The organism is Halomonas sp. GD1P12, from assembly GCF_025725645.1.
Taxonomy (GTDB): Bacteria; Pseudomonadota; Gammaproteobacteria; order Pseudomonadales; family Halomonadaceae; genus Vreelandella.
Window position 1 is genome coordinate 1,065,206 of the sequence record NZ_CP107007.1, and the last position, 15,584, is coordinate 1,080,789.

General features: G+C 56.8%; 14 protein-coding genes and 2 tRNA genes. 12 read left to right on the forward strand and 4 right to left on the reverse strand.

The genetic code is table 11. From position 1 onward, the window contains the following. The first annotated feature begins 167 nt into the window (after positions 1-167). Entirely contained in the window at positions 168-1,640 is a 1,473-nt protein-coding gene (locus OCT39_RS04970; protein ID WP_263586589.1) for a catalase, read from the forward strand. A gap of 59 nt (positions 1,641-1,699) precedes the next feature. Here the strand turns inward: OCT39_RS04970 and dusA are convergent, their stop codons facing one another. After that, a complete protein-coding gene (gene dusA, locus OCT39_RS04975; RefSeq protein WP_263586590.1) occupies positions 1,700-2,713 on the reverse strand; it encodes a tRNA dihydrouridine(20/20a) synthase DusA in 1,014 nt (337 codons plus the stop codon). Positions 2,714-3,345: 632 nt separating this feature from the next. On the opposite strand from dusA, the gene OCT39_RS04980 reads away from it, so the two are divergent. Both OCT39_RS04980 and OCT39_RS04985 read left to right on the forward strand, forming a co-directional pair. Further along, positions 3,346-4,584, forward strand: coding sequence for a BRCT domain-containing protein (locus OCT39_RS04980; protein ID WP_263586591.1), 1,239 nt, complete (start codon positions 3,346-3,348; stop codon positions 4,582-4,584). A 53-nt stretch (positions 4,585-4,637) separates the two neighbouring features. Further along, positions 4,638-5,612 (forward strand): hypothetical protein, encoded by a 975-nt coding sequence (locus OCT39_RS04985; RefSeq protein WP_263586592.1) that lies wholly within the window; start codon positions 4,638-4,640, stop codon positions 5,610-5,612. Positions 5,613-5,619: 7 nt separating this feature from the next. On the opposite strand, the gene OCT39_RS04990 is transcribed toward OCT39_RS04985, so the two are convergent. Beyond that, positions 5,620-5,775: a DUF4113 domain-containing protein gene (locus OCT39_RS04990; protein ID WP_263587293.1), complete on the reverse strand. Its 156-nt coding sequence runs from the start codon at positions 5,773-5,775 to the stop codon at positions 5,620-5,622. A gap of 155 nt (positions 5,776-5,930) precedes the next feature. Between OCT39_RS04990 and OCT39_RS04995 the strand changes: the two genes are divergently transcribed. Next, positions 5,931-6,356 carry a DUF3617 domain-containing protein gene (locus tag OCT39_RS04995; protein ID WP_263586593.1) on the forward strand — a complete coding sequence of 142 codons (426 nt, stop codon included), beginning with the start codon at positions 5,931-5,933 and terminating at the stop codon, positions 6,354-6,356. 59 nt (positions 6,357-6,415) lie between these two features. Then, positions 6,416-6,988, forward strand: a complete 573-nt coding sequence (locus tag OCT39_RS05000) for a hypothetical protein (protein WP_263586594.1) — start codon at positions 6,416-6,418, stop codon at positions 6,986-6,988. A 10-nt stretch (positions 6,989-6,998) separates the two neighbouring features. Here OCT39_RS05000 and OCT39_RS05005 read toward each other — a convergent pair whose 3' ends face one another. Then, positions 6,999-7,523 carry a helix-turn-helix domain-containing protein gene (locus tag OCT39_RS05005; protein ID WP_263586595.1) on the reverse strand — a complete coding sequence of 175 codons (525 nt, stop codon included), beginning with the start codon at positions 7,521-7,523 and terminating at the stop codon, positions 6,999-7,001. A 280-nt stretch (positions 7,524-7,803) separates the two neighbouring features. Between OCT39_RS05005 and gltX the strand changes: the two genes are divergently transcribed. The 3 genes from gltX (at position 7,804) to OCT39_RS05020 (ending at position 9,582) form a co-directional block, all read left to right on the forward strand. Then, the gene (gltX, locus tag OCT39_RS05010; protein WP_263586596.1) at positions 7,804-9,282 is read left to right on the forward strand and encodes a glutamate--tRNA ligase; all 1,479 of its coding nucleotides are present in this window, start codon (positions 7,804-7,806) and stop codon (positions 9,280-9,282) included. Between the two features lie 128 nt (positions 9,283-9,410). Beyond that, positions 9,411-9,486: transfer RNA gene (locus tag OCT39_RS05015), tRNA-Ala, on the forward strand. 20 nt (positions 9,487-9,506) lie between these two features. Then, a tRNA-Glu gene (locus tag OCT39_RS05020) sits at positions 9,507-9,582 on the forward strand. Positions 9,583-10,271: 689 nt separating this feature from the next. Here OCT39_RS05020 and gltA read toward each other — a convergent pair. Continuing rightward, the gene (gene gltA, locus OCT39_RS05025; RefSeq protein ID WP_263586597.1) at positions 10,272-11,558 is read right to left on the reverse strand and encodes a citrate synthase; all 1,287 of its coding nucleotides are present in this window, start codon (positions 11,556-11,558) and stop codon (positions 10,272-10,274) included. 492 nt (positions 11,559-12,050) lie between these two features. Between gltA and sdhC the strand changes: the two genes are divergently transcribed. Genes sdhC through OCT39_RS05045 form a run of 4 tightly spaced genes read left to right on the forward strand, consistent with a single transcriptional unit; the run spans position 12,051 to position 15,297 of the window. Further along, complete coding sequence (gene sdhC / locus OCT39_RS05030) at positions 12,051-12,428, forward strand: succinate dehydrogenase, cytochrome b556 subunit (protein ID WP_252106671.1); 378 nt, start codon at positions 12,051-12,053, stop codon at positions 12,426-12,428. Beyond that, positions 12,422-12,769: a succinate dehydrogenase, hydrophobic membrane anchor protein gene (gene sdhD, locus OCT39_RS05035; RefSeq protein ID WP_252106672.1), complete on the forward strand. Its 348-nt coding sequence runs from the start codon at positions 12,422-12,424 to the stop codon at positions 12,767-12,769. The genes sdhC and sdhD overlap by 7 nt, the downstream gene beginning before the upstream one ends. Before the next feature lie 3 nt (positions 12,770-12,772). Then, a complete protein-coding gene (gene sdhA / locus OCT39_RS05040; RefSeq protein ID WP_263586598.1) occupies positions 12,773-14,545 on the forward strand; it encodes a succinate dehydrogenase flavoprotein subunit in 1,773 nt (590 codons plus the stop codon). Between the two features lie 41 nt (positions 14,546-14,586). Next, on the forward strand, positions 14,587-15,297 hold the full coding sequence (locus OCT39_RS05045) for a succinate dehydrogenase iron-sulfur subunit (RefSeq protein WP_252106674.1): 711 nt from the start codon (positions 14,587-14,589) through the stop codon (positions 15,295-15,297). Positions 15,298-15,584: the final 287 nt, after the last annotated feature.

Sequence of the window (15,584 nt, forward strand, 5' to 3'; positions counted from 1 at the left end):
TCTTTGACTATGGACACTATAGGCAGGGGTTGGCGCCGCCACGTGGCATGATGGTGACATCCTGGCTATAACTGTGGATCAAAGCACCAGTTGGAAGGCATTAGTGGCCAAGAAGGCCCGTACAAAGGTGGCCCTCGAGGCCCCGGATCGTGACATGGAGGAAGGGTATGACAAACGGTAAATCCAACACCACCACCACGGACGCCGGCATTCCGGTAGCCAGCGACGAGCACTCGCTTTCCGTCGGCCCGGACGGCCCGATCGTACTGCACGACCACTACCTGATGGAGCAGATGGCGGCGTTCAACCGGGAAATGATTCCGGATCGCCAGCCCCACGCCAAGGGCGGCGGCGCGTTTGGCCATTTCGAGGTCACTCACGACGTCAGCCAGTATACCCGCGCAAAGTTTCTGCAGCCGGGCAAGAAAACCGAAATGCTGGCGCGCTTCTCGACGGTGGCCGGTGAGTCGGGCAGCCCGGACACCTGGCGCGACCCGCGCGGCTTTTCGCTGAAGTTTTACACCGAAGACGGCAACTTCGACATGGTGGGCAACAACACCCCCGTGTTCTTCGTGCGCGACCCGCTCAAGTTCCAGCACTTCATCCACTCGCAAAAGCGTCGTGCCGATAACGGCCTGCGCGATCACGACATGCAGTGGGATTTCTGGACGCTCTCGCCGGAGTCCGCCCACCAGGTGACCTGGTTGATGGGGGATCGCGGCGTACCCGCCAGCTGGCGCCACATGAACGGCTACTCCAGCCACACCTACATGTGGGTCAACGATAAAAGCGAGCGTTTCTGGGTCAAGTACCACTTCAAGACCGACCAGGGCATCAAGTGCATGACCCAGGAACAGGCCGATCAAATGGCGGGTACCGATGCGGATTACCACCGTCGCGACCTGTTCGACGCCATCAAGCGCGGCGACAACCCCACGTGGACACTGCATGTGCAGATCATGCCGTTCGAAGATGCCAAAACCTATCGCATCAATCCGTTCGATCTGACCAAGGTGTGGCCGCACGACGACTATCCGCTGCAGGAAGTGGGCAAGATGACGCTCGACCGCAACCCGACGGACTTCCACTCCGAGATCGAGCAGGCGGCGTTCCAGCCCAGCAACTCGGTGCCGGGCACCGGTTTCTCGCCGGACAAGATGCTGCTGGCGCGCGTCATTTCCTACGCCGACGCACACCGCGCTCGCCTGGGCGTCAACTACCAGCAGATCCCGGTCAACGCGCCGAAAAGCCAGGTCAACAGCTACGCCAAGGGCGGGCGGATGCGTATTTCCAATACGTCCGATCCGGTCTACGCACCCAATAGCAAGGGCGGCGCCCACGCCGATCCGAGCGCATATCCGGAAGACGCGGTATGGGAAGCGGATGGTGAATTCGTTCGTGCCGCCTACACGCTGCGCCCGGACGACGGCGACTTCAACCAGGCCAACGACCTGGTCAATAAGGTAATGGACGACGCCGCGCGTGATCGCCTGGTAAACAACATCGTCGGGCACGTTTCCGGCGGCGTGGAAGAGCCGGTGCTGTCGCGGGTATTCGAGTACTGGAAGAACGTCGACCAGACCATCGGCGAGCGCGTCGAAAAGGGCGTGATGGAAAACCGCCAGAAGGCCGGCCATTAAACCGAGCCTTTCCAAGGCTAAGTAAGCCCCACCCGCCACGGTACGCCGTGGCGGGTTTTTTATGCCGCGGTGTCGGGCTCGCGGATCAAACCGAGCGCGTCGTCATAAAGGCGCAGGCCCGCCCCTTCCTTGTGAGCGTGCTCGGACAGGTGGCGCCGAAAGCGCCGCCCGCCCGGGCAGCCCTGGAAAAGCCCCAGCAGGTGGCGGGTGATGTGGTTGAGCTTCGCGCCTTCATCGAGCCGCGTTTGGATATAAGGGCGAAACGCCTGCGCCGCGTCCAGCCGGTTCATGGCCGGACCCGGTTCTCCGAAAATGGCCTGATCGACCCCGGCCAGCAGCCACGGGTTCTGGTACGCCTCACGGCCCACCATCACGCTGTCCACGTGCGCAAGCTGCGCCTGGCACTCCTCAAGCGTCTTGATGCCGCCGTTGATGCCGATATGAAGCGCGGGGTTGGCGGCTTTCAGGCGGTGCACGCGCGGGTAGTTCAGCGGCGGCACGTCGCGGTTCTGCTTGGGGGAAAGCCCCTGCAGCCATGCCTTGCGCGCGTGCACGGTAAACGTGGTGCAGCCTGCGTCCGCTACCATATCAATAAAGCGCGCCAGGTCCGCATCCTCGTCCTGGTCGTCGATGCCGATGCGACACTTCACCGTGACTGGAATCGACACCGCCGCCTGCATCGCTTTCACCGCCGCCGCCACCTTCTCCGGATAGCCCATCAAACACGCTCCGATCAGGTTGTTCTGCACCCGGTCGCTTGGGCAGCCCACGTTCAGGTTCACCTCGTCATAGCCCCAGGCCTCGGCAATCGCCGCGCACTCGGCAAGCTCCCCCGCGTCGCTGCCGCCCAATTGCAGCGCGATCGGGTGCTCCACCTCGGTGTAGCCCAAAAAGCGCTCCCGCGGCGAGCCGTGGAGAATCGCGCCGGTGGTCACCATCTCGGTGTAGAGCAGAGTGCGCTTGGTCAATGTGCGGGCGAACGCGCGGTAGTCGCGGGTCGTCCAGTCCATCATCGGCGCCACCGAGAAGCGGCGGCCCCGGTCGGCGCTGTTTTCGTTCGTTAAATCGGTCATGGAAATCGGTTCTTTAGCTGTATAAATATATAGCTATAATGAGAATGTGGCTGAAACGACCGCAGCGTAAAACCGGTAGCGACGAGCCCTGGCTCGCCAGAAGATCGGTTTATGGCGGGTCGTTTCATGCACGATCAATGGGATTGGCGGTATTGTACGGAAGAAAGGGGAGTACTCACAGCGCAAGAAGCTCGAAAGGCGATAGGAAAGCTCGGGGCAGTTTCCGGCCACCGGCCTTTGAATCGAGCGAAACAAGTGAGACCAAAAGTGGACGCTATTGCGATAGTGATGTAAGGGATGGTGGGTTAAGCTTGCTTAACAGAACCGAAGGTGGCGAGCGGTAGTGCTGCCCTGTTTGCTTTGAGCTGATGAGTACGGAAAGACGGGCGCAGGGAGCCGAGCAAACCATGACCCGAAGTAGAAAGGGGTATTTTTGTTGCCGGTGAGTGGCGAGCTTAGTATCGAGTGGGTTCAGGGGTTAGCCGGGGCGCGCGCTGCGTCTGATGAGTGATAATGAGCTGTTCCAGTCGATGATGATCAAGCCGCAGGATATGGGAGATCTGGAGATTCCGGGGCGGTGTGAGATTCGGATTTAGCGGGTGGTGTGAACAATAAATAGAAGGGGCCGGGCGATGGGGGAACTCGCAGCTTTAGCAGGCGTTTTGACCTGTATAGCGTTTTGGTGGCTACTGACGCGATCCATGAAGCGGAACGGAAGAGCATGGTGGCTACGCCACTTGTGCGCCTTGCTCTTATCACCCCTCGCCTTGATTGGTGGCGCCATGTTTTTTGGCTCGCTAATCGGAGCGCCTGATGCGGAAGGTGAACCGGTCGGCCTAGCTGGCATGATCGCTGGTTTGATTTTCTTCGCACTTCTAGCTGTACCGTTAGCTCTTTCTTGGCGGGCTGTTAAACGAAACGCCCTCAAGACTGTGTCGGGCACACCTTACACACTGTTAGTGCCGCCGTATGCGCAACAGCATACTGTTGAGCCAGAGCCAGAGCCAGAGCCAGAGCCAGAGCCAGAGCCAGAGCCAGAGCCAGAGCCAGAGCCAGAGCCAGAGCCAGAGCCAGAGCGCGTTCAAGCGCCGGTCGGCTCATGGCACCGCGTTGCAACGCCCCTCATTGAGATTGAACACCGAGATGAAACCGAACCTTTTGGCGTGCATGTGGCAAGAGTATGCGATTCGCATCTTGCCGGGACGCTTGAGGATGATCCTCTTGACGCTCCTGAACGTGAATTCGCACTCTGCGATATGCAAGGAACCGTTCGGCTTCCACTTGATGAGATTGAGTTACCTGTCGACCAACTGCGCGAGCACCTGCTGACTCATTATCCTGATGATCTCTGGGACGCTGATGACGAACCGGACGACATGGAAGTAACGCCGCTCCACGAAATGGGCGGATTGCGATTCATCTACCGCGATTCAAGTGGCAAAGAAAGCACCCGTGAGCTGATCAATTTCAAGCTTACAGCAGGCACGATACGAGGTATCTGCCTTGACCGAAACGCGATTCGTACTTTCAAGCTGGATCGCGTCGTTACGTTTCTGGAAGGCGAAGAGCTGCTTTATGCCACTGAAGGTCGAAAGGCTCAACGTAACGAAGCGCCGGAACCGGTGCATCAGGGAGATCCTGAGATCACGTTCTCGGGATTCGACGCCAAGACTCGCGCGGAGCTCGAGAAAAGCGCGAAGGCCCATGGTTTCGTCGTTCGTAAATCAGTGACCAAGAATCTCGACTACTTCGTGGCAGGCCCGCGCCATAGCGCTGCCAAGCTGAGTAATGCGGAAGATAAGGCTGGGTGCAGTGTGATAAATAAAGAGGGATTCTTATGGCTGGTAGCGACGGGCGAAGCGAAGTTCTAAAAAGTTGAGATTATGCTCGCTAATTTTCTTTCAATGTGGGTTAAGGCGGTTTTATGGATATAAAGAATAAGTTTAATAGATTTAAAAGCTACGAAGATATTGCTAAGATTGATGGGTATATAGAGGGGCTTCCTTTTGAAAAAGAAAATTATAAGTATCTGCTCGGTGGGTATCGATTAAATCCCAAAGTAATGTGTTGTTTTTTTAGTAATGGACGCATATGTCATACACCTCATAACCGTGGTTTTGTTGTCGAGCTTTTGAGTGGTGAAGTAACTATTGTAGGTAAAGAGTGCGTTAAAAAGCTAGGTGCTGATGAGAAGTTACTACAAGATGTAAAGGTTCTTGAAAAAGAAGAGAGTCGTCAAGATAAAATTGAATCCTTACAGTCTAGGCTCAAATCTCCTCTCATCACATTTGATGAGGTTGAAAAAACATATGATAGAGTTCTGGCTCTTGAGAACGAAATTAAAGCATTTTGGCGCGAAATACCTAGCTACATTGCTCATTATTTACAGGATAAAGTAAGAACAGATAATAACGCCATTAGAGCAAATATGGAATATGAGCGTGAATATTTCGTTAAAGGTGAAAAGAAAGTTAATGTTGAAATAGAAAGGGCGGTTTTATACAGAATCAAAGGGCTTCGTTTTTTAAATACAGATCTTATCAAACCAGTTAAGAGCCGCCTCTCTAGTGTCAAGGGTGCTGTTAAGGCTATTAATTCGATAAATAGCAATACCCCTCAAAAAAAGCTGAATGAAATAGCTAATGAGCTGAATTCTTATAGTAGATATTTAAAAAGTATAGGTGAATTCGAGGAATATAAAAAAGAGTTTATGAATAATGATTTTCGGTTTTTTGTTTTGTTGGCTTCTTTAGTTGATGATAAGAGAAGTTTTTATTCTTTTTTGTCAAGTTACTCCGAAGATGTTGAGAAGCTAGGTGGTAAACGTGTTTATCAAAAGGTTAAAGAGTCAATTTTAAATCATAGTGGCGGTGTAAGATTTTATATTCTCAGTTATTAATAGCGTCCTAATCCGTATAAGCCCGCATCAACTCCCCCCACTGCGTCGTATACCGCGGGCTTCGATGCGCACACCGCAAATGCCACGGCGCATTCTTCTCCGGTAGCCCCAAGCGCACCGTGCCTTTGCCCATCTTCTCGTTCAGTTCGTCCATCGTGGCCATGAGCTTCTGGCTGCGTTGGCGGTCTTCTTCCGTTTGCGGGGTGTCCACCAAGCTGAACTGCTGGCGGTGCTGGTAGGTGTGGTTCTTAAAAGAGTATTCAAGCCCTTATCTGATCTTCTATCCTCGCTCATCCACCATGCCATCAAGAGACCCCTATGCCACGTCTTCATTCATTGGCTCTGCTAGCCCTTTTTCTCCCCTGCACTCTATGGGCCCAGGACGATGTTCGACCCGGCTTATGGCGTGTCGATATGACGACGTTCGATCCACGCGTTGAAGATGAAGCGTTGGCTTCTAGCGAAACCGAAACCTTATGCCTGTCGCCGGCGCAGGCGCAGAGCCCGAAAGGCGTGGTTCAGGCGCTTTGGGGAGAGCTCACCTGCGACGATGTCGAGATCGACTACCGTGAGGGTGGGGCGCAGGTGTCGGTGGTCTGTAGTGAAGGTGAAAGCGTACTGCGGTTCGTCGACACGCTAACCTTCGATAGCCCCACCTCGTTTAGTAGCAGCTTGAAAAGCCATTCCCACGGCTACACCGCGCAAACGCTGAGCGAATACCGCTGGCTTGCAAGCGACTGCTAATGACGCGCTGCCACCTTTAATGGTATAGCGTAGAGGTCGGCTTCGTGGGGAGAGACGGTATGTTGAAAGCACGCGGTGGTATCGCGGCGGTGGCGGTGAGCCTTCTTTGGCTTTCCGGCTGTAACGAGCAGATGGAGGATGAGCCGCGGGTGGTCGAGGAAGTGCCGAGCGATGCAGTGGTCGAGCAAACCACGAGCGAACCCGAGCGCGCGCTGATCGAGGTCGAATTTTCACTGCACGCCGAGTTGAGAACCGATCGGCGCTTGATGGTCGAGGGGACATCGAATCTTCCGGACGGGACGCGGGTTCAGGTGGTCGTGGAGCGTGAAATCAGTCGCGTGCGCTGGCAGTCGCGCACGACCATCAGCGAAGGGCGGTTCACGGCTGGGCCGTTTGGCTCGGGCAGCGGGCTGCCGGACGGCGGGTACCTCGTGCAGGTGCAGTCGAGCGAGGGCAGTGTTCAGCCGCAGGCCGTCCAAAACGTGATTGGTCGTGAAGGCGAGAACCTGTCTGGCGAGCTCGTTACCCAAACTCGCCATGGACTGGGGCAGGTAGCCACCTACTCACGGCGTTTTCTGGTGGGGAGTGAGCCAAGACGTACGCGTGACCAGGTGGACGTGATTGAAGAGTGAGTAGGGTGCTTTAGGCAGGACACCAGTGAGCGAGTACGACGGCGTGGATCTCTTCACCGCTGGGCGTTTTGGCAAAATGCGCCAGCTGGAAGTGATCGTCACGCTTGACCAGATAGTGACCGGCCTTGTGGAATACGTGCGTGGGGCCAAGTAACAGAAGATCGCCCGGGGAGGCGGGAGCGAAATCCGTTTTGGCCGCGGGCGTGGTCATCACACAAGGCGCTTTCCAATCGATTTTAAGCGGCAGATGAGCGGGCGGTGTCATCATCGTTGCCTGCACCTGCTCCCAGGGAAGGGGGCCCTGGTGCGTCAGTGTCAGTAGCGGCGGTGCGCTGTCACCCTCCAACAGCGTGGCCAATGAGCACTCCAGTGCGTCGGCCAGCGCCACCAGGCGTTCATGGCCGATCTGCTTGATCGCCCCCGACTCCCAGTACGATATGGTGACATCCGACACGCCAACTTTTCGGGCAAGAGCAGCTTTATTCAGCTTTACCCGTTGCCTGAGCTGTTTGATACGTGATCCAAGCGATTCCATTTTATTTTCCCATCGATGAGCCAAACAAACGCGTTTGATTTACTTCCGTTGATGCCAATGATCAGTATGTTCCTGCTGATGCAACGAGCCGTTGCGTCAGCACGGTCATGCATCATAGGCAGTGTGCCCAAAATAGCAAAGACCCCGCGGAAGCAGCTGCTATATCCTTAGCAACTTTCGTTAGGACGCCAAACCGGCCAGGATGTTCCATCGATAGGCTGTCTGATGATCAATGGGCGCGTATAATGGCGCCCACGCTCGATGTTAAAAGGATATCTGAATGACCGTACGCACGCGTATAGCGCCTTCTCCTACGGGAGACCCCCACGTCGGCACGGCGTATATTGCGCTGTTCAATCTGTGCTTTGCGCGAAAGCAGGGCGGCGAATTCATTTTGCGTATCGAGGACACCGACCAGGTGCGCTCGACGGCGGAATCCGAGCAGATGATTCTGGATTCGCTGCGCTGGCTGGGCATCGAGTGGGACGAAGGCCCGGACGTGGGCGGCCCGCACGGCCCGTACCGGCAAAGCGAGCGCGGCGACATTTACGCCGAGCACGCTCAGAAGCTGCTCGACGCCGGCCACGCCTTCAAGTGCTATCGCACCAGCGAAGAGCTCGATGAGCTTCGCGAGGCGCGCAAGGAAGCCGGCCTGCAGCTGGCGCTCAAACCGGCGGATCTGGCGCTGGATGACGCCGAGCAGGCGCGCCGCGAAGCCGAGAACTGGCCGTACGTGGTACGCATGAACGTTCCCGTCGAGGGCGTGTGCGTGGTCGAGGATATGCTGCGCGGCCGCATCGAGGTGGACTGGGCTCAGGTGGACGCCCAGATTCTGGTCAAGTCCGACGGCATGCCGACCTACCACATGGCCAACGTGGTGGATGATCACCTGATGGGGATCACCCACGTGCTGCGCGGCGAGGAGTGGATCAACTCCGCGCCCAAGCACAAGCTTCTGTACGAGTACTTTGGCTGGGAGATGCCGGTACTTTGCCACATGCCGCTGTTGCGCAACCCGGACAAGTCGAAGCTCTCCAAGCGCAAGAATCCGACCTCGATCAACTACTACCGCCGCATGGGCTTTCTTCCCCAGGCCGTCACCAATTACCTGGGCCGCATGGGCTGGTCGATGCCCGACGAGCGCGAGAAGTTCAGCCTTCAGGAGATGATGGACGCTTTCGATATCCAGCGCGTATCGCTGGGCGGGCCGGTGTTCGATCTCGAAAAGCTCACCTGGCTCAACGGCGTCTATATCCGTGAAGACATGGACGATGACGCGCTGCTCAAGGCGCTCAGAGAATGGGCGTTCAACGAAGAGTATGTGCGCCAGATTCTGCCCCAGGTGCGCACCCGGGTGGAAACGCTTTCTCAGGTCGCGCCGCTGGCCGGCCACTTCTTCTCCGGGCTGCCCGCCATCACGGAAGCCGACTTCGAAAGCGTGAAGCTCGAACGCGAGGAGCTGGTCAAGCTTCTGCAGTTTCTGGTGTGGCGCTTCGAAACGGTGCCGGCCTGGAACAAGGAGGCGCTTCTGGCCGAGGTTCAGACGCTGGCCGGCGCCTTCGATCTCAAGATGAAGGCGTTTTTGGCGCCGGTGTTCATTGCCATCACCGGCTCGAGCGCGAGCACCTCGGTCATGGATGCCATGGCGATTCTGGGCTCTGACGTGACCCGCGCGCGGCTTCGTCACGCCATCGACGTGCTTGGTGGGGTCTCTAAAAAGCAGGCAAAACGCTTCGAAAAAGAGTTTCGCGCGCTCTAGGCCGCCATTCGTTAGCCACGGCCCGCCAACCGGGCGGGCCGTGCTTTAAGCCGAGCGTGAATTCGCCGCTTTTCTGGTTGACGAAGGCGAGGCTAATCAGTACTATACGCATCGTCTTCACGACACGTGGGGCCTTAGCTCAGCTGGGAGAGCGCGACACTGGCAGTGTCGAGGTCAGCGGTTCGATCCCGCTAGGCTCCACCACCGCAAGTTTGTGATTACACGTCCCATTCGTCTAGTGGTCCAGGACACCGCCCTTTCACGGCGGTAACAGGGGTTCGAACCCCCTATGGGACGCCACAATCCTTCCTTTAGAAACACTCTTTTTAACTTCTCTTTATATCGCACCCTTAACATGGGTTAGCGAGAATTTCTGTCGTTTGAACCTCGCGATTCAAGCCATTTTTTGCCTTTTTGGGCTTGACTTGTCCACTTGATCTGTTCCGTAGGGCGGGTTGTGCACAAGAGCTGTCCAACTGCCCAAAAAATCAGCGATTTAAGATTAGTTTAATAAAATCAGCAGCTTACATTAGATCAAAAAGTAACCAATTTAAAGAAAAGCCACTGTTCATGGCGATTTCGGGACGTTTTATGATGGTTGTAAACAGGGTTATCCACAGATAGTGTGGAAAACGCGATTTCCTTGCCGTGTTGGGAAATTGTCAAGGCAAAAATGGTCGAAATCGCCGACTTTTTAGCGTTCGAAGAGGCGGCGCTGTGCATGGTTTTTACATGCGGTGGGTACTTGCCGTGCAAGGGGTGTAAGGGGCTCTGAAAAGCTTCTTGTGGCGAAAGCGTGCTTGCTCACGGGGTAGCTATTGATTGGCTATATATAAGCAGGAGAGGGCGCTGCGGCGCTCATGGCGTGCCGGGCAAGGCGGGTGGCGCAATGTGCGTATTCGCCCTGACGCAAAGAGGCCGCCCTGAGGCGGCCTCTTGATGGTGCATGATTTGCTCGTGCACTGTATTTGCTCATGCACTATGGCGCGTTACTTCTTGCTGGGGTAGTCGCGCTTGTCGTGGCCGGTGTAGAGCTGGCGCGGGCGACCGATCTTGTAGCTCTCGCTGAGCATTTCGTTCCAGTGCGAGATCCAGCCGATGGTACGTGATACGGCAAAGATCACGGTGAACATGTTGGTCGGAATGCCCATGGCCTTCAGGATGATGCCGGAATAGAAGTCGACGTTCGGGTAGAGCTTGCGCTCGATGAAGTATTCGTCTTCCAGCGCGATCTGCTCGAGGCGCTTGGCGATCTTGAGCTGCGGGTCGTCGGCCATACCGAGCTCGGCCAGCACTTCGTCGCAGCTCTCTTTCATCACCTTGGCGCGCGGGTCGAAGTTGCGGTAGACGCGGTGGCCAAAACCCATCAGCTTGAACGGGTCTTCCTTGTCTTTCGCCTTGTCGACGAAGCGCTGGATGTTCTCTTCCGAGTCATCACCGATCTCGTCGAGCATCGCCAGTACCGCCTCGTTGGCGCCGCCGTGGGCCGGACCCCAAAGCGCTGCGATGCCGGCACTGATGCAGGCGAACGGGTTGGCACCGGTCGAGCCTGCCAGGCGCACCGTGGAGGTGGAGGCGTTCTGCTCGTGGTCGGCGTGGAGCATGAAGATGCGATCCATCGCCTTGGCGTAGACCGGGTTGATCTTGTACTCCTCGCACGGGTTGCTGAACATCATGTAGAGAAAGTTCTCTGCATAGCTCAGGTCGTTGCGCGGGTAGTTGAACGGCTGGCCAACATTGTACTTGTGCGACATCGCGGCAAGCGTGGGCATCTTCGCGATCAGGCGGATAGCGCTGATTTCACGATCTTCCTGCTGGGTGATGTCCATATGGTCATGGTAGAACGCGGCCAGACCGCCCACGACGCCACACAGAATCGACATTGGGTGCGCGTCGCGGCGGAAACCCTTGAAGAAGTTGTTGATCTGATCGTGAACCATGGTGTGGTTACGAATGCGGGTTTCGAAATCCGCGTACTGCTCTTCAGTCGGCAGTTCGCCGAACAGCAGGGTGTAGCAAACCTCTACGAAATTGGACTCTTTGGCTAGCTGGTCGATCGGGTAGCCGCGATGCAGCAGCATGCCCTTGCCGCCATCGATATAAGTGATCGCGGATTGGCAGGAAGAGGTGGACATGAAGCCAGGGTCGTAGGTAAACAGGCCTTCGCCACCCAGGCCGCGGACGTCGATGACGTCGGGGCCCAGCGTGCCGGAATAAATGGGTAGCTCGATCGGGTCAAGACCGTCTACCGTCAAGGTCGCTTTCCTGTCAGCCATGAAGGCCTCCTTTCGAATTCGGTTTGGGACGTAAAGTCGTTGTTTCGCTTACCGCGCCGGCGAAAAGGCTCGCCTACTATAGAAGCGTGCGACTTTTTGTCAATTAGCCTTAATAGTCGCCGTAATTGTACAAAAGCTATTATCTCGTCGTGCTTTTGTCTAATTTCTGGGGGCGGGTGAAGAAATTATTCTTCAGACGTACTAGAATAAAGCGGTTAACAGGCTTATGAAGCTAGCGGTCTATCGAATACTATAGTCATGCTGCAACGCAAAATCGACTCTACCTGGCAGCAATTTTTTGCAGTTACAGTCGAGTTAGACCTGTGTTCGGTTTGTAAGCCGGGGCGAAGGTTCTTATAATCCACCGCGCGCGACCGACCTCTAATTAGTCGGATGCGACTTGGCAACGGCCGAGCCCCTTCCAGCAACCACTGCCCGCTCGGGGTTAGCCCGAACCTTCGCAGAGTGGGCCAAAAGAGTGTGTATAACGCCGTGAATAGCAAACGACCCGTAAACCTGGACCTTTCGACAATCCACTTTCCTCTGCCAGCGCTGACGTCGATCACACACCGTATTACGGGTGTCATCCTGTTCGTCGGCCTGATCTTTGCCTTCTGGGCACTGGGGGAATCCCTCTCTTCACCGGCCGGTTTCGATGCCGTGCGTGACGCGCTGGCCACCAACATTCTCGCCAAGTTCGTTGCCTGGGGCCTGCTGTCTGCGCTGGCCTTTCACTTCGTGGCGGGTATCAAGCACCTGCTGATGGATGCCGATATCGGTGTCACCCTGGAAGGTAGCGTTCAAAAAGCGCAGATCACCGTCGTCGTTAGCGCAGTCCTCATCATCTTGGCAGGAGTTTGGGTATGGTAACCAACATTACGAGTTTCGGTCGTAGCGGCCTCTCCGACTGGCTCATGCAGCGCGTATCCGCCGTGATTCTTGCGCTCTATACGCTGTTCATCGTGGGCTACCTGCTGTTCAACCCCGACCTTGACTATTACACCTGGAGCGGGCTTTTCAACCAGATCTGGATGCGGATCTTCTCGCTTTTGGCCTTCATCTCTATCGCCGCGCACGCCTGGATTGGCCTTTGGACAGTCACCACCGACTACCTCAAGTCCACTCGTCTGCGTGTCGGTGCCCAGGCGCTCATCATTCTGGCCATTTTCGTTTACCTGGTCTGGGGCATTCAAATTCTGTGGGGAGCTTAATCCATGTCTAACCTTCGTAGCCTGACGTTTGACGCCATCATCATCGGTGGCGGTGGCTCTGGCCTGCGCGCTGCTCTGGAACTTGCCAAGTCCGGCAAGAAGACAGCGGTTCTCTCTAAAGTGTTCCCGACCCGTTCGCACACCGTATCGGCTCAGGGCGGCATCACCTGCGCGATCGCCTCGTCCGACCCGGACGATGACTGGCGCTGGCACATGTACGACACCGTCAAGGGCGGTGACTACATCGCCGACCAGGACGCTGCCGAGTACATGTGTTCCGAAGGCCCGAAAGCGGTGTTCGAACTCGAGCACATGGGGCTTCCGTTCTCGCGTTTCGATAACGGCCGTATCTATCAGCGCCCCTTCGGCGGCCAGTCGAAGAACTTCGGTGAAGGCGGTCAGGCCGCGCGTACCTGCGCCGCCGCCGACCGTACCGGCCATGCGCTGTTGCACACGCTTTACCAGAACAACCTCAAGAACAACACCACGTTCTTGAACGAGTGGTACGCGGTGGATCTGGTCAAGAATGCCAGCGGTGACGTCGTGGGCTGTATCGCCATGTGCATCGAGACCGGCGAAGTGGTTCACGTCAAATCCAAGGCCACGGTGCTCGCCACCGGCGGCGCGGGTCGTATCTACGCCTCGACCACCAACGCCCTGATCAATACCGGTGACGGTATCGGCATGGCGCTGCGCGCCGGCTTCCCCATGCAGGACATGGAGATGTGGCAGTTCCACCCGACCGGTATCTACGGTGCCGGCACGCTGGTCACCGAAGGGTGCCGCGGCGAGGGTGGCTACCTGATCAACAAGGATGGCGAGCGCTTCATGGAGCGCTACGCGCCCAACGCCAAGGACCTGGCCGGCCGCGATGTCGTTGCTCGCTCCATGGTCATGGAGATCCTCGAAGGCCGCGGCTGTGGCGACAAGGGCGACCACGTCTTCCTGAAGCTCGATCACCTGGGTGAAGAGGTACTGGGCAAGCGTCTACCGGGGATCGTCGAGCTCTCCAAGACCTTCGCCCACGTCGACCCGGCCAAGGATCCGATCCCGGTCGTACCGACCTGCCACTACATGATGGGCGGTATCCCGACCAACGTTCACGGTCAGGCCATCATGCAAAACGAGTCCGGCGAAGATCAGATCATCAACGGTCTGTTTGCCTGCGGCGAAGCGGCCTGCGTATCGGTGCACGGCGCCAACCGCCTGGGCGGCAACTCGCTTCTGGATCTCGTGGTCTTCGGCCGCGCAGCGGGCATGTTCATCGAAGGCGCGCTCAACGAAGGTATCGAGTACCTGGACGCGTCCGAGTCCGACATCGAAACTGCGATGAAGCGCATCACCCGCTGGAACGAGTCCGAAGGTGGCGAAAGCATTCCCGAGCTCAAGGCCGAGCTTCAGGACATCATGCAGAACTCTTTCGGTGTGTTCCGTAAAGAGGACAACATGCAGGAAGGCGTACAGAAGCTGTCCGAGCTGCGTAAGCGTATTGCCAACGCGCACCTGCCGGACAAGTCCAACGCTTTCAACACGGCGCGTGTTGAAGCGCTCGAGCTCGATAACCTGATGGAAGTGGCTGAAGCAACGGCGATTGCTGCCCTCGAGCGTAAAGAGAGCCGTGGTGCGCACTCGCGCTACGATTATCCTGACCGTGATGATGTCAACTGGCTGAAACACTCGCTCTACTTCCCGCTCACTAAAGAGCTGAAGCAGCGCGACGTCAACTTCAAGCCGAAAACCGTTGATACGTTCGAGCCGAAGGTTCGTACCTACTAATCTTCGTACTGAGTCAGTCTGTGTACTGAGAGGGAGTCACAATGTCCAATCTTCAGGTATCGATATACCGTTACAACCCGGAAACCGACTCCGCACCCTATATGCAGGAGTTTCAGGTCGACACCAAGGGTCGCGACGTGATGGTGCTGGACGTTCTGCACATGATGAAAGAGCAGGACAGCGGCCTGGCGTTTCGCCGCAGCTGCCGCGAAGGCGTGTGCGGTTCCGACGGCATGAACATGAACGGCAAAAATGGACTGGCGTGCATCACGCCGCTGTCCGATGTGGTCAAAAACGGCAAGCTGACGCTGCGTCCACTGCCCGGGCTTCCGGTCATCCGCGACATGGTCGTGGATATGGGGATCTTCTATAAGCAGTACGAGCGCATCCAGCCGTACCTGCAAAACGATACCCCGGCGCCGGCCATCGAGCGTTTGCAGTCGCCGGAAGACCGCGACAAGCTCGACGGTCTGTACGAGTGCATTCTGTGTGCGTGCTGCTCGACCTCGTGCCCGTCGTTCTGGTGGAATCCGGACAAGTTCGTCGGCCCGGCGGGGCTCTTGCAGTCCTACCGCTTCCTGGCGGACACGCGCGACAATGCCACCCGCGAGCGCCTGACCGACCTGGAAGATCCGTTCTCCGTGTTCCGCTGCCGCGGCATCATGAACTGCGTGGCGGTATGCCCCAAAGGGCTCAACCCGACCCGCGCGATCGGCAAGATTCGCGAAATGCTGCTGGCGGATGCCACGTAACTCGTTAATCTTTTGAAAAAAGACAAGTGAAGTGCAGGTTGTCGTACAAAGTTACTTAAATCCCGGCGCTTCGCTTGTTATCATAGAGTACGACATGTGGTGCGACGCTGCGTCGCAGTATCAAACAGCCACGTTTAAAAGCCGGTGCCCTTGTACCGGCTTTTGAGCATGAACTGCTAGCGAATTGCTGGATATTGAACCACGTGAAGGTTTCCGGCCTTTGGTCGGTGCCGCCGGTCTTTGAATCGCCCCGCCGGCAGGGCACAAGCGATGTCGCCGCATGGTGC